This window comes from Achromobacter sp. ISS7, from assembly GCF_056523125.1.
Map to the genome: position 1 here is coordinate 1,684,748 of NZ_JAWRZD010000001.1, position 13,409 is coordinate 1,698,156.

Here is a 13,409-nt window from a genome sequence, read left to right on the forward strand (position 1 = left end):
GGCGCGCGGGTCGCTAAGGTGCCAGGCAGGGCCGCCCGAAGACCCGCCGGGACGCGGCCGCGTCCCGCGCCTCGCCAACAGGACCATTCATGGCCACCGCCACTGTCACGCCGCGCCTTTCGTTCGCCCAGAAGCTCCTGATCACCGTGGTGCTCGCGGTGTTGCTGCTGGGGGCCGCGGCCTGGATCGGCATGCGCGTCATCGAGCGTCACATCGCCGGCCTGTTGGGGCCGCGGGCCCAGGTGGCGGACGTGCGGCTGGGGTTCGACGCGGTGGTGCTGACGGACGTGAGGATCACGGGCGCCGAAGGCGTGGCGCCCGCCAGCGCGCAGCGCGTGGTGGCCGAACCGGATTGGGGCTCGCTGCTGCGGCGCCAGCTGGTGTTTCGCAAGATCACCATCGAGGGATTCGACTTCGCCGTGCTGCGCACCAGCGACGGCGACATGCAGATTTCACCGGCCCTGCAGGCGGCCTTGCGCGAGGCCGATAGCGACGGCGACCGGGCCCGCGACAAAGGGCCGGTCCGGGCCGACGACATTATCCTGGACGGCGGCCGGCTGGACTTCATCGACTCGGCCATCGCCAAGCCGCCGCACCGCATTCCGTTCGAGAACGTGACGGCGCGCCTGCATCCGCTGGTGCTGCCGGCCGATGGCCAGCAAAGCCAGATGGAATTCAAGGGCTCGGTGCGGGACAACCGCAGCGGCGCGGCCACGGTTCAGGCGCGCGGCTCGCTGGAAGTGGGCGGCAGCGACGCCGACATGACGGTCGCGGTGCGCAACATGGATATCCGCTATGCCGCGCCGTATCTCGCGGAGAACGGCGCCGGATCGCTGGCCGGCGGCGCGATGGACCTGGACATGCGCACCACCATCGCCAAGCGGCAGCTGAACGCGTCGGGCGTGGTGGCGCTGCACGACCTGAAGTTCAGCGGCGACGGCTCGCTGTTTTCGCTGCCGCGCAAGGCGGTGCTGGCCGCGCTGGAAGACCGCAAGGGCACGCTGCGCATGGAATTCAAGCTGGCCGGCAGCCTCGACAATCCGAAGTTCTCGGCCTCGCGCGGCTTCGCGGCCCAGATCGCGCGCGGCTTCGGCCGCGCCATCGGCGTGGGGGCCGAGGGCGCGGCCGGCGGCGTGGCCGGCGCGGTGAAGGACCTGGGCGACGCGATCTCCGACCTGTTCACCCAGTGAGTCAGAAGCGGTAGTTCGCGCTCAGTTCGACCCGCCGCCCTTCGCCCAGCAGCCACTGCGTCTGGTTGTAGTAGGCGGTCTCGGCGTACTGGCGGTCGAACACGTTGAACGCCCGCAATGCCAGCGTCAGGTCGCGCCGCGGCTCCCATTGCAGGGCCAGGTTGGTGGTGGTGTAGCCCGCCATTTCCAGCCGGTTGGCGGCATCCGCGAAGCGGCGGCCGACGTACCGCACCCCGGCGCTGGCGGTCCATTGCGGCGCGAACTTCCAGCTGACCCAGGCGTTGGCCACGCGTTCCGGCACATCGGTGGGGACGTTGCCGGCGCGCGATACCGCCACGCCATTGGCCGATTCGCTGAAGTCGTCGTAGCGCGCCCGCAGCACGGCGGCGTTCAGGTCCACGCGCCAGGCCGGCGTCAGTTCCACGCCCAGCGTGGCCTCCAGGCCGCGCGACGATTGCTCGCCGACCTGGATGCGCAGGGTCGGATCGTTGGGATCGCGCGTCACCAGGTTGTCCTTGCGGATGTGATACGCCGCCAGCGTCCATTGGCCCTTGTCGTCCCAGAAGGTCTGCTTCACGCCGACCTCGACCTGCCGGCCCTTGGACAGCTTGAAGTCCTTGTTGGCCGGCGACAGCAGCAACAGGCTGCCGATCGGGTCGGCGGCCTCGGCGTACTGTCCATAGACGGACAGCGTGGGCAGCAGGTCGTAGACGGTGCCGACGCGCCAGCCGACATTGTTGAAGGTGGTGTCGAACGCGGTCTGGTCGGCCACCAGGTCGCGCCGCTTCAGGTCGATGTGGTCGTAGCGCAGGCCGGCCAGCACCGACCAGCGGCTGGTCAGCATCAGGCGGTTCTCGGCGAACAGCGCGTATTGGTCTGCGCTGTTGCGATAGCGAGGCGTGGTGCCGGCGACGTTGATGAAGCGGCCGTGATCGACGTCGTAAGGGTCCACCAGCGAGGTGCCGGAATACGGCGAATTGTTGGTGTGCTTGAAGGTGGCGTGGTTCAGTTCGAAGCCCACCGCGACCTTGTTGGCCAGGCCGAACAGGTGGCCGTCGAAGGAGGCATCGGTGACGTTGCCGACCTGTTGCTGGTCGTGGCGGATGTCGGTGTAGGCGCTGCGCTGGATCAGGCCGTTGGCGGGTTGCCAGGTGTAGTTCTCGGCGTCGCGGTAGTCGCGGTCGCTGCCGATGTAGTACACGCGGCTGCGCACCAGCGTGGCCGGGTTCGGCGACCATTCCATCTTCAGGTCGGTGCGGCTGTCGCGGTAGATGATCTTGCTGTCGGCCACGTTGTAGTTCTGGCGCCGCAGGTCATAGTCGATCTTGCCGTCGATCAGCGGCGTGCCGAAATAGCGCGTCGGCTCCTGCCAGGCATAGGCCTGGGTCAGCGTGAAGTTCAGCTCGGGCGACACGTCCAGGCGCAGCGCGGCGGTCACCGCCAGGTCGCGCGAGTCGCCCAGGCTGATGCCCGAATCGCTGTGGTTGCCGCTGATGTCGAGCCGGTACGACCACTTGTCGTCCAGCGCGCCGCCGCTGCCGAAGCCCAGCCGCTGGGTGTCGTGGGTGCCGACGGTGGTCTGGATCTCGTTCTCGATCGGGCCGCGGGTGGGTTTCTTCGGAATCACGTTGACCACGCCGCCGATGGCGCCTTCGCCATACAGCACCGAGGCGGGGCCGCGCAGCACCTCGATGCGGTCGACCGCCCAGGGGTCATAGAGGAAGGTCTGGCCGACGCCGCCGAACTGGCGCACGCCGTCGAACAGCTGGGCCACCGAGTTCGAATCGGTGAAACCGCGCGACGACAGCGAGGAGCCGCCGTTGCCCGGGTGGCGCATGGCGCTGATGCCGGCCGCCTGGGTGATGGCGTCGGTGACGTTGACCGCGCCGCGTGCGCGCAGCTGTTCGTTGCTGATGACGTCGATGCTGGCCGGCGTGTCGAATGGCCGCAGGCCCAGCAGGGTGCCGGTGCTGGCCTGTTCCAGCAGGGTGGCCAGGGGCGTGTCGCCCGAGACCGCGATGGCGGGCAGGGTGGCGACGCCGCGCGCCGCGGCCGGCGCGGCGGCCGTGGCGGCCGCGGGGGTGGACGGCGCCGATTGCGCATGCAGCGCCGGCGTGAAGGCGAGCGCGGTCCAGACGGCCACGCGCCGTTGCAGGACGCGATGCGTCCTGGTGGAAAGAGAAACCATGGAAATTCCCGGTAGGCGAAGCAAGCCGCGCGACGCGCGGCGGAACGATCAGCTGGCCAGCGGGAGCAGGGGTGGGGCGCGGGCGCCCAGCGGCGGGCCGGGCGGGGAACCTTCGTGGATCGCTGGCGGCGCGCGCGCCGCCAGCGGATGGGTCATGATCGCGCCGGCGCCGATCAACGGCGCGGGCGCGGACGGCAGCGCCACCGTCGCCAGCATCGCGCCCAGCGGGCAGGCGGCGGCCTGGGCCGCGTGGCGTTCGTCGGGCGCGTCGCTGTGCTTGGACGGGCCCGCCACCCAGATGGTGCCGGCGGTCGAACACAATTGGATCAGCGTGCCGGCCTGCTGGGTCGCGGGCATGAAGCCCGGCGGCACCAGCGCCTTGAGCGCGAACAACGCCAGCACCAGCCAGAGGCAGGCGGCGTTGCGGGCGAGGGGCGGGAACGGACGGCGCATGATCGGCGCCCATTCTAGAAGGTTTTGGCGGCGGCGTGGCGGGCGGGGCGGCCCATGGGCTGCGACTCATCGCCGCACCGCGCGGGCCGCGCCGCTAGACCGTGCGCGCGGCCCAGAAGGCGGTGCGGATGCCCGGCGCGGCGGCGATGCGCGCGGTCACGCGGTCCAGGTCCAGTTCGTCCACCGAGGCTTCGCTCAGCGCCGCCTCGATCTCGACCTCGTTCTCGCCGAACTGGTCGATCTTCAGTTCGGACAGCGGCAGTTGCTCGTCTTCCAGCACGTCTTCCAGCACGGTCATGGCGGCCTGGCGCTGGTCGACGTGGGCGATGACGTGGATCACGGTCGTGACTTCGGTGGTCTGCGCATCGACCGGCTGGCGGTTGACGTAGGAGACCAGCGGCCGCAGCAGCGTATTGGCGGCGAGCACGAACACGGTGGCGGCAAGCGCCTCCAGGATCAGCGAGGCGCCGGCGCAGGCGCCGATGGCCGCCGAGCCCCACAACGTGGCCGCAGTGTTCAGGCCGCGGATGCTGCCGCCTTCGCGCATGATGGCGCCGGCGCCCAGGAAGCCGACGCCGGACACCACGTAGGAAATCACGCGCGCGCCGCCGTCGGGGCCGCCGACGCGGAAGGCCATGTCGACGAAAATGGCCGCGCCCACCGCCACCAGCGCGTTGGTGCGCAGGCCGGCGGTGCGCTGGCGGTACTGGCGTTCGAAACCGACGATGGAGCCCAGCACGAAGGCCACCGCCAGGCTGATCAGGGTGTTGGCCAGCGTGAGCAGCTGGATGTTCTCGAAGTTCTTCATCTTGTTGTTCTCGTATTCAGCATGGGGGTCGGACCGGCCTCGGGGACTTCGCCGGCCCCGGGCGGCCATGGCGTCGCGCCGGCGTCAGGGCATCTGCCAGACGGACGCGGCGGTCAGGATGAAAGCCAGCAGCCAGAGCAGCAGCAGGGCCGCCACCCGGGCGACGAGGAGGCATTTGTACGGGTCTTTCATGACAGTCTCCTTTCCGCGACTCAGGCCGGCAGCACGGCGATGCGGGCGCCGCCTTCGTTTTCCCAGTGCACGCGGCGCACGTCGGGGCTCTGGCCCAGGCGCAGGGCGATGGCGCTGAGCGGGCCGCGCAACTGCGGCGGGCACTGCAGCGTGACCGTGGTGCTGGCCAGCTGGTCGGCGTCCTGGCGCGAGATGCGCACGTTCACGACGCGCAGGTTCAGGGCCTGCAGTTCGTAGTACAGCTGCTTGCGCAGCGCGTTCAGGGTGTCGGCGAGGCTGACGATGGTGAACTGGTAGGTCGGGGTGGCGGCCGGGGCGGCCACGGCCACGCCAGCGCCGCGCACGGCGGCGGCGCCATCCAGGAAGGGGAGGAATTTCTTGATGCGCATGATCGTCTCCTGGCGGGAGTACGGTGGAAGGTCCACATGCATGCGCCGCTCGCCTGCCACGGCGCGGGCGCAACAAAGCCCGCGTATCGCGTCGGTAAGTCGGTATCGGGAGGGCCTGGGCCGGGGCAGCGCGAGGGCTGTCGGGCCAATAGCCGTGTCCTGGCTTTACGCAGGACTCGGCAGAAAACTCTGCGGATCCTGCGTCAAGCGGCGCAAGCAGTCGTGTATCGACTACATCCGTCGTTGTCCACAATGATCTCGGGGTGGTTGATGGTGCGGCAATTATAAGAAGGGATTAGGGAAAACACCAAGTAAAAAATCCGACTTATTGAATATTCATATGCCATGGAGGGAACACCACGCCCGGGGCCTGCCGCGAGGCCGGTCGAAAGACCCATCGAACGCAAGGGAGGACGGCGCCACGGCCAGGGTGGCGCCGCCCCGGCCGTGGCCGGATCAGCGGGCGCCGGCGTAATACTGGCCCAGCGCCTCGATCTCGCTGTCGGTCAGCCGCTGCGCGAAAGCGCGCATGACGCCGACGTCGTCGTTCTGCCGCGAACCGTTGCGAAAGGCGTTGATCTGGTCGGCGAAATACTCCTTGGACTGGCCCGCCAGCCGGGGCAGCAGCGGCCCTTCGCCCATGCCGCGCAGGCCGTGGCAGTTGGCGCAGGCGGGCAGGGCGCGGCTGCCGTCGCCCGCCTGGTCGAGCTTGCGCGCCGCCTCGCCGCCGGCTTCGCCCACGTGCAGCGGCGGCCCCGCCAGGCTGCCGTAGTAGGCCGCCAGCTGGCCGATTTCCTGCTCGCTCAGGGCTTGCGCGATGGTGTTCATCAGCGGCTGCTTGCGCGTGCCCTGGCGGAAGTCCGCCAGTTGCTTGGCGATGTATTCGGGCGTCAGGCCGGCCAGGTTGGGGAAGATGCCGCCGGTGGGCGTGATGCCGGCCTGGCCGTGGCAGGCGACACAGGCCTGCACCCCGGCCGCCGGCTTGCCGGCGGCGGCCAGCTGCTTGCCCTGCTCGGGATCGGCGCCGCGCAGGTAGCCCTCCCAGGCCGGGCGCGAGGCGCTGAAGTCCAGCGCGCTGCGTCCGGGCACGGGGGCGGCGGCCGAGGGGGCCGGGGTGGCGGCGGGCGCGGTTGTCGCCGGGGTGCCGGGTGTCGCGGGCGTCGCGGGCGCTGCGGGTGCCGCCGCCGGCGCGCCGGGCGCCGCGGGAGCCGCCGGCTTGGCGGGCGCGGGCGGCGCCTGCACCGCCGAGGCGCGGATCGGGCCGTCGCCGCCGGTGCCGAACATCTGGTGCAGGGTGGCGATCAGGGTGATGGCGGGCACGCCCACCATCAGCGCCACCGCGATGAGGATGCCGTTGCGATGTTCGATCATGATGACACCAGCCGTCCCGGCGAACGCAGGTAGTCCGCCTTGATTTTCTCGACGATCCAGTAGGCGGTGGCGCCCACCGTACCCGTGGGGTTGTAGCCCGAGTTCTGGGGAAACAGCGCCGCGCCCGTGACGAAGACATTGGGCACGTCCCACGACTGGCCGTAGCGGTTGACCACGCTGGTGGCGGGATCGTTGCCCATGGCCGCGCCGCCGGTCAGGTGGGTCGACTGGTACACCGTGGCCGAGAACGGCCGCTTGCGCGGCCCCGGCTCGGTCTGCGTCACGCCCTTCATGGCGCGGCCGATCTCGTCGCCGCGCTCGGTCAGGAATGCCGACATGCGGATGTCGTTGTCGGGAAAGTCATAGGTCACGCGCAGCAGCGGCAGGCCCCAGGCGTCCTTGTAGGTGGGGTCCAGGCTGAGATAGCCGCCGCGCCAGGGCTGGGCCGAGCCGGTGATGGTGATGTTGGCGGCGTGGTTGTAGTAGCGCTTGACGGCCTTTTTCCACTCGGCGCCCCAGCCCGGCGTGCCCTTGGGCGTGGGATGGAAGCCGATCGGCGCGCCGCTGACCACCTGGATCTGCAGGTAGCCGCCGCCCACGAAGCCATGCGGGCCGTGGTCGAAGTTGTCGGCGCTGAAGTCGTCCATGGTGACGGCCACGGCGCCGGCGCCCATGAACGGATTGATGTTCACGGATTCGTCGAAGAACAGGTTCACGCCCGAGGTGGTCTGGTGCGTGTAGTTGCGGCCCACCACGCCCTTGTCGGTCACCGGATCGTAGGGCTGGCCGATGCCGGACAGCAGCAGCAGGCGCACGTTGTTGATGCCGAAGGCGCACAGCACCACGATTTCGGCCGGCTGGAAGATCTCGGCGCCGGCCGCGTCCACGTAGGTCACGCCGCGCGCGCGCTTTTTGTCCGGCGTCAGCTCGACCCGCAGCACGTGGGCGCCGGTGCGGATCTCGAAGGTCGGCAGCTTCATCGCCACCGGCAGGATACAGACTTGCGGCGAGGCCTTGGCGAAGTGCTCGCAGCCGAAGTTGGAACAGAAGCCGCAGTACACACAGGCGCTCATGTGCAGGCCTTCGCTGTTCACGTAGGGCCGGGTACAGAGCGCGGATGGCTGCACGTAGGGGTGGTAGCCAAGCTTGCGGGCGGCTTCGCCGAACAGGGCCGGCGCGTACGGCACCTTCATCGGCGGGTTGGGGTAGGGCCGCGAGCGCCAGGGCTCGAACGGGTTGCCGCCTTCCTGCTTCTGGCCCTTGAGGTTGCCGGCCTGGCCGGACGCGCCGATCAGGTAGTCGTAGCGGTCGAAGTACGGTTCCAGCTCGTCGTAGGTCAGCGGCCAGTCCTGGCAGGTCAGCTCGGGGTCGAAGATCTTGGCGCCATAGCGTTCGGTGTAGTGGCTGCGCAGCCGGAAATCGGTGGGGTCGAAGCGGTAGTACGCGCCCGACCAGTGGTTGCCGGCGCCGCCCAGGTGGGTGCCGGGATAGGCGAACTGCCAGCGCCGCATCGGCAGCGCCTTCTGGTCGGTGTTGTTGCGGAAGGTGAAGGTCTCGGTGGCCGCGTTCTGGTGCAGTTCGTGGCGCCGCGTGTATTTCAGTTCGTCGTGGACGTAGGGGCCCTGGAAGTCGGGCGAGGGCCAGCGCGCCTCGCCACGCTCCAGCACCACCACGCGCTGGCCGGCCGCGGCCAGCTCCTTGCCGATGATGGCGCCGGTCCAGCCGCCGCCGACGATCGCCACATCCACCGCGGGGAGCGTCTTAGCCATGGCCGTCTCCCGGTTTCATCGTGTGGACGTGCGCATTGGCGATGGACACGGGCCGGCCGGCCCAGATCACGCCATGGCGCTCGATGTCGTTGGAAAACGAGGCATAGGCGCCGGGAAAGCCGACCAGCTTCCAGCCCACCATGTCGATGTTGCCGCCATACAGCGGGTCGGAGAAGAAACCCTCGATGGTGGCGTCCAGCAGGGCCTGGAAGAACACCGCCGACGGCAGCGGCGAGAAATCCGGCTTGCCGGCCTGCATGTCGTGCAGCCAGGCGTCCTGGCGCTGGGCTTCCAGTTCGGCGTAGGGCTTGCCGTCCTGCTTGCGGGCGGCGGCGTCCAGCGCCGCCAGGCCGCGCCGGAACATCTCGGCGGGCGTGAACGACAGCTGGTAGCCCTGTTCGGGCGTGCCGGCCTCGAACGGCCCCTGGCGGTAGAACTGCTCGCCCGCGCCCCAGGCGCCCGCCAGCTGGCCGTCGATGAACGGGGTCACGCCGGCTTCCTTGGCGCCCGGGCCGAGCTCGTCGGCCGGGATCAGGCGCGCGGCGATGGCGTCCATCGCCAGGGCTTCCTGGGCGTTGAAGAACTTGAGCGTGCGGTTGGGAGGGGCGGCGGCAGGGGCCGGCGTGGCCTCGGGCGCGGCGGCGGCGTGGGGCGCCCAGACGGCGCCGGGCACGCCCACGGCCAGGGCCTTGAGCAGCCCGCGCCGTGCGGAAACAGGTTGGTCTTTCATTCATCGCTCCAGCGGCGGAGCCGGCGTCCGGCGAGGCTGGCCCCCGGCGCGCGGTCCGCGAGGCGACGACCTCCGGAGCGTTCGGCTCCCGAGTGAAAGGGATCCCGCGACAGCATATGTGTTCGTGCGTTGAGTGTGTCACCGATCCGGGTGCCGCGACAACTCCCCGATGCGGGCCAACCCGGATTTTTCTCGCTGCTGCATTTCAGCTAATATTCAGGTTCCTGAAAGAATGAGAGCACGGCGGAACACGCGGCCTGCGCTTGCCCGGCAAGCGAGGACGGTTTCGCCATCTATGACCGACGACCCGCCTCCTAGTACGGCGCCGCTCACGTGGCGGCGCCCGGTTTCCCCTCCCTGCCGACTTCCGGCATCCGGCCGCTTCCGGCCGGTTCCGCACGATCTGGCCGCAGCGCCCACGCCTCGCATAGGCGGGCGCGCGCCGCCGGTCCGTCCGACACCGCCCGCGCATCCCGCGCGGACCCGCGGTCCTGATCTATTCTTTCCGAGTTCGCCCTTTGCCATGGCCCCGGCGTCGCCGGGCTCGCGCGCGTGCTCGCTCCTGATTCTTCTTGTGGAACGTTGATGATCTTCGACTGGATGTCCGACCCGACCGCCTGGCTTGGCCTGGCGACGCTGGTCATTCTTGAAATCGTGCTGGGTATCGACAACCTGGTGTTCATCGCCATCCTGGCCGACAAGCTGCCGCCGGCGCAGCGCAACCGCGCCCGCATGATCGGCCTGACGCTGGCCATGCTGATGCGGCTGGGCCTGCTGGCCAGCATCGCCTGGGTGGTGACGCTGACCGCGCCGCTGTTCACGGTGCTGGGCGCCGAGATCTCGGGGCGCGACCTGATCCTGATCCTGGGCGGCCTGTTCCTGCTGTTCAAGGGCACCATGGAACTGCACGAGCGCGTCGAGGGCAGCAGCGGCCACGACAGCGGGCAGAAGGTGCAGCACGCCGTGTTCTGGCAGGTGATCCTGCAGATCGTGGTGCTGGACGCGGTGTTCTCGCTGGATTCGGTGATCACGGCGGTCGGCATGGTGCAGGACCTGAGCATCATGATGATCGCCGTGGTGGTGGCCATGGCCGTGATGATGCTGGCCAGCCGCCCGCTGATGGGCTTCGTGGCGCGCCACCCGACGGTGGTGATCCTGTGCCTGGGCCTGTTGCTGATGATCGGCTTCAGCCTGGTGGCCGAAGGCCTGGGCTTCCACGTGCCCAAGGGCTACCTGTACGCCGCGATCGGTTTCTCGATCCTGATCGAGCTGTGCAACCAGCTGGCGCGCCGCAACCGGGCCAAGGGCACGCATGCCCTGGGCCGTCGCCAGCGCACCGCGCAGGCGGTGCTGCGGCTGTTGCGCGCCGGCCGTGGCGGCCAGGCGTCGCAGCAGGCCGACGATGTGGTGGCGCTGGTGGACAGCGCCGGCGAGGAACCGGCGTTCGCGCCGGAGGAAAGCTCCATGATCGAACGGGTGCTGGCCATCGGCGCGCATGATGTGCGCGCCATCATGGTGGCGCGCGGCGACATGGTCTGGCTGGACGTGGCCGACACGCCCGACGTGATCGTGCGCAAGTTCGCCTCGGGCCACTCGCGCCTGCCGCTATGCGCCGGCGACCCGGCCAACGTGCTGGGCGTGCTGCACTTCAAGGACCTGCTGCCGCTGTTGCAGAACCCGGGTCCGATCGACCTGGTCGAACTGGCGCGCGAGCCGCGCTACGTGATGGAGACCACGCCGGTGCTGAAGGTGCTGGAAGAACTGCGCGCCTCGCGCGACCACATGCTGATCGTGGTCGACGAGCATGGCGTCTGCGAAGGGCTGGTGACGCCGATGGACGTGCTGACCGCGGTGGCCGGCGAGTTGCCGGAGAACAGCGAGGCGCCGCCCGAAGCGTTGCAGTTGTCGGATGGCTCGTGGCTGCTCGACGGGCGCCTGGCGCTGGCCGAAGCGGCGCGGGTGCTGGAGGCGGCGGAACTGGCCGATGAGGCTGACGACGCGACGCTGGCGGGCCGGCTGCTGCGCGCGGAGGGTCGGATTCCCGAAACCGGCGATGTGATCGCGTGGCGGGACTGGCGCTTCGAGATCACGCGCCGCGATGGACTGCGCATCGACCAGATCCATGCGCGCAAGGCGGCCGTGCCGGCCTGACGACGCGCGCCGGGGTATTTTCAACATGGGCGGGAATACCCGAAAGGGGTATTTCCGCCTTTTCATTTCCGCGTTGGATCCCGTGCTTTTTGTTTCAATTCAACGGCAACCCATAATTGATCCCACTATTGGTGAATTCAAAAGTTTGTGAGAGCATTGTCGAAAATTTGAGCCTTTTGATAATAAATTTTCACTCGCCATAAAAGGTTCGGATACTCGGTGTCGGCAGCAGGTTTGTCTTTGCAAGATGTGAACCGTCATGGGGAACAAAGCATGGGCACGACGTTGTGCGCGGGGAAAATCAAGGCAAAGGGGCGCATTCTAGCGTTGATGGGCGCCTGTGCGCCGCTCTGGCTGGGCGGCCAGGCCCGGGCCCAATCGGCCGACGACGCCAACCAGAGCAATAATCCGCTCAATCTCGCGCCATCGCTCAATTTCCAGAATTACTACACGCCAAAACTGTTTGGCTCGAACGCGCATACCAATGATTTCCTGATCCGGCCGACGATTCCCGTCGCGCCGGGCGACTGGATCGGCGTACCGCAGATATTCCGCATGACGGCGCCGGTCAGCACTCGGCCGGCGCTCGATGGCGGTTACAAGACCGGCCTTGGCGATTTCAATGTGTTCGATATTTTCCTGCTCAACCAGGGCACGCTGGACGTGGGCGTGGGGCCGATGCTGACCATGCCGACCGCCACCAGCCGTGAACTGGGGGCGGGCAAGTGGTCCGGCGGGCTGGCGGCCGTCGCGGTGCATCCCAGCCCCGAGGGGCTGCTGGGCGGGCTGGTGCAGTGGCAGCATTCCTTTGCCGGCCAGAGCGGGCGCGACACGGTGCATACCGCCACCTTCCAGCCCTTCGTGATCCGCAACCTGCCGCAGGGCTGGTACGTGCGGTCCACGGCCACCTGGACCTTCGACCTGCAGAAGAACGACTACTACATCCCGGTGGGCCTGGGCGCGGGCAAGGCCTGGCGCGTGGGCAAGAACATCTTCAACGCCTTTGTCGAGCCGCAGTGGACCGTGGCGCACAAGGGCGAGGGCCTGCCGCAGTTCACGCTGTTTGCCGGTATCAACATCACCTTCGGGCGCTGAGCGCCCGGCCCCGTTCCACGATCCCGCGGGAGTGAGAGCATGCCGAGAATGTTGCGCCATCGCCGTCTGCGCCAATGCGCCGCCCCATGGGTGGCCGCTTTCACGGCGCTGGCCGCGCCCCTCGCGGTGCACGCCACCGAGGGCGCGCTCGGCCGGCAGGTCACGGGCACCAGCGTGCAGCCCAATGCCGGCATCGTTTCGCCCGAGCCGATCTGGGCGGTGAACTTCGCCGAGATCTACCTGGACGGCAAGGTCGGCGGCGGCCGCGACGTGCCGCTGGGCAAGCGGGTCACGGCCGACGTGGAGGGCAAGGTGGCTTTCACGCTGGCGACGCTGCTCAAGACCTGGGATACCGGGCCCGGGCGCTGGAACTTCGCCTCCAGCATCACGCTGCCGTACGTATGGACCAAGGTCAACGCCAAGGTCACCGGCCCGCTGGGCCGCAGCGGCGGCGAAAGTGACACCACGTCGAACCTGTTCGACCTGTATTTCTCGCCGATCATCGCCGGGTACCACTTTTCCGAAACCTCGCACATGGCCCTGAGCCTGAACGTGTGGGCGCCAACCGGCAAGTACGACGCCAACGCGCTGGCCAATCCCAGCCTGAACAACTGGACCTTCATCCCGCAGGTGGCCTACACCCGCATCTTCCCGGAGTCGGGCTTCCAGCTCGACACGGTGGCCAGCGTGCAGTTCTACACCCGCAACAGCGACACCGATTACCGCAACGCGCCGATCTTCGGCGTCGATGTCATGGGGCGCAAGATGTTCTCGAACGGCCTGGCCGTGGGGCTGGTGCTCGGCACGCAACAGCAGCTGGGCAGCGACAGCGGGCCCACCGCCGATCGCCTGAACGGCTTCCGGGGCCGCGACTGGGCGCTGGGTCCGGTCCTGACCTACGACCGCAAGCTGGCCGACAAGCGCTCGCTGTCGCTTGGCTTGCGCTGGGTGCCGACCATCAGCAGCACCAATCGCCTGGATAGCAGCAGCACCTTCATGGCGTCTGCCACGCTGGTGTTCTGAAACGCGGCAGGGGGCCGTGGACCGGCGTCCCGCGTGGACGGCCGGCCGAA

Annotated in this window: 11 protein-coding genes; 4 read left to right on the forward strand and 7 right to left on the reverse strand. The window is 68.8% G+C overall.

Annotated features, from left to right (window positions below):
* Positions 1-89: 89 nt before the first annotated feature.
* Positions 90-1,190, forward strand: coding sequence for a DUF748 domain-containing protein (locus AC1HFW_RS07820; protein WP_479282560.1), 1,101 nt, complete (start codon positions 90-92; stop codon positions 1,188-1,190).
* A 1-nt stretch (position 1,191) separates the two neighbouring features.
* Here AC1HFW_RS07820 and AC1HFW_RS07825 read toward each other — a convergent pair whose 3' ends face one another.
* The 7 genes from AC1HFW_RS07825 to AC1HFW_RS07855 all read right to left on the reverse strand — a co-directional run bounded on the left by AC1HFW_RS07825 (position 1,192) and on the right by AC1HFW_RS07855 (position 9,090).
* Positions 1,192-3,378, reverse strand: coding sequence for a TonB-dependent receptor (locus AC1HFW_RS07825; RefSeq protein WP_479282561.1), 2,187 nt, complete (start codon positions 3,376-3,378; stop codon positions 1,192-1,194).
* 48 nt (positions 3,379-3,426) lie between these two features.
* A complete protein-coding gene (locus AC1HFW_RS07830) occupies positions 3,427-3,831 on the reverse strand; it encodes a DUF2946 family protein (RefSeq protein ID WP_479282563.1) in 405 nt (134 codons plus the stop codon).
* Positions 3,832-3,925: 94 nt separating this feature from the next.
* Positions 3,926-4,639 carry an MgtC/SapB family protein gene (locus AC1HFW_RS07835; protein WP_006394897.1) on the reverse strand — a complete coding sequence of 238 codons (714 nt, stop codon included), beginning with the start codon at positions 4,637-4,639 and terminating at the stop codon, positions 3,926-3,928.
* Between the two features lie 212 nt (positions 4,640-4,851).
* Positions 4,852-5,220 carry a hypothetical protein gene (locus AC1HFW_RS07840; RefSeq protein ID WP_116522084.1) on the reverse strand — a complete coding sequence of 123 codons (369 nt, stop codon included), beginning with the start codon at positions 5,218-5,220 and terminating at the stop codon, positions 4,852-4,854.
* Positions 5,221-5,676: 456 nt separating this feature from the next.
* Entirely contained in the window at positions 5,677-6,591 is a 915-nt protein-coding gene (locus AC1HFW_RS07845; RefSeq protein WP_479282564.1) for a c-type cytochrome, read from the reverse strand.
* Positions 6,588-8,360 (reverse strand): GMC family oxidoreductase, encoded by a 1,773-nt coding sequence (locus AC1HFW_RS07850; protein ID WP_061071297.1) that lies wholly within the window; start codon positions 8,358-8,360, stop codon positions 6,588-6,590. Before AC1HFW_RS07850 ends, AC1HFW_RS07845 begins: the two co-directional genes overlap by 4 nt.
* Positions 8,353-9,090 (reverse strand): gluconate 2-dehydrogenase subunit 3 family protein, encoded by a 738-nt coding sequence (locus tag AC1HFW_RS07855; protein ID WP_479282566.1) that lies wholly within the window; start codon positions 9,088-9,090, stop codon positions 8,353-8,355. The genes AC1HFW_RS07850 and AC1HFW_RS07855 overlap by 8 nt, the downstream gene beginning before the upstream one ends.
* Before the next feature lie 585 nt (positions 9,091-9,675).
* On the opposite strand from AC1HFW_RS07855, the gene AC1HFW_RS07860 reads away from it, so the two are divergent.
* The 3 genes from AC1HFW_RS07860 (at position 9,676) to AC1HFW_RS07870 (ending at position 13,359) form a co-directional block, all read left to right on the forward strand.
* Positions 9,676-11,241, forward strand: coding sequence for a TerC family protein (locus AC1HFW_RS07860; RefSeq protein WP_061071296.1), 1,566 nt, complete (start codon positions 9,676-9,678; stop codon positions 11,239-11,241).
* A 273-nt stretch (positions 11,242-11,514) separates the two neighbouring features.
* Positions 11,515-12,336 carry a hypothetical protein gene (locus tag AC1HFW_RS07865; protein ID WP_479282568.1) on the forward strand — a complete coding sequence of 274 codons (822 nt, stop codon included), beginning with the start codon at positions 11,515-11,517 and terminating at the stop codon, positions 12,334-12,336.
* Positions 12,337-12,384: 48 nt separating this feature from the next.
* Entirely contained in the window at positions 12,385-13,359 is a 975-nt protein-coding gene (locus AC1HFW_RS07870) for a SphA family protein (RefSeq protein WP_241074172.1), read from the forward strand.
* Positions 13,360-13,409: the final 50 nt, after the last annotated feature.

Excerpts from the sequence above, each read along its gene's own strand:
- AC1HFW_RS07820 (WP_479282560.1), top strand. The coding sequence starts at position 90 with ATGGCCACCGCCACTGTCACGCCGCGCCTTTCGTTCGCCCAGAAGCTC.
- AC1HFW_RS07825 (WP_479282561.1), bottom strand. The coding sequence starts at position 3,378 with ATGGTTTCTCTTTCCACCAGGACGCATCGCGTCCTGCAACGGCGCGTG.
- AC1HFW_RS07830 (WP_479282563.1), bottom strand. The coding sequence starts at position 3,831 with ATGCGCCGTCCGTTCCCGCCCCTCGCCCGCAACGCCGCCTGCCTCTGG.
- AC1HFW_RS07835 (WP_006394897.1), bottom strand. The coding sequence starts at position 4,639 with ATGAAGAACTTCGAGAACATCCAGCTGCTCACGCTGGCCAACACCCTG.
- AC1HFW_RS07840 (WP_116522084.1), bottom strand. The coding sequence starts at position 5,220 with ATGCGCATCAAGAAATTCCTCCCCTTCCTGGATGGCGCCGCCGCCGTG.
- AC1HFW_RS07845 (WP_479282564.1), bottom strand. The coding sequence starts at position 6,591 with ATGATCGAACATCGCAACGGCATCCTCATCGCGGTGGCGCTGATGGTG.
- AC1HFW_RS07850 (WP_061071297.1), bottom strand. The coding sequence starts at position 8,360 with ATGGCTAAGACGCTCCCCGCGGTGGATGTGGCGATCGTCGGCGGCGGC.
- AC1HFW_RS07855 (WP_479282566.1), bottom strand. The coding sequence starts at position 9,090 with ATGAAAGACCAACCTGTTTCCGCACGGCGCGGGCTGCTCAAGGCCCTG.
- AC1HFW_RS07860 (WP_061071296.1), top strand. The coding sequence starts at position 9,676 with ATGATCTTCGACTGGATGTCCGACCCGACCGCCTGGCTTGGCCTGGCG.
- AC1HFW_RS07865 (WP_479282568.1), top strand. The coding sequence starts at position 11,515 with ATGGGCACGACGTTGTGCGCGGGGAAAATCAAGGCAAAGGGGCGCATT.
- AC1HFW_RS07870 (WP_241074172.1), top strand. The coding sequence starts at position 12,385 with ATGTTGCGCCATCGCCGTCTGCGCCAATGCGCCGCCCCATGGGTGGCC.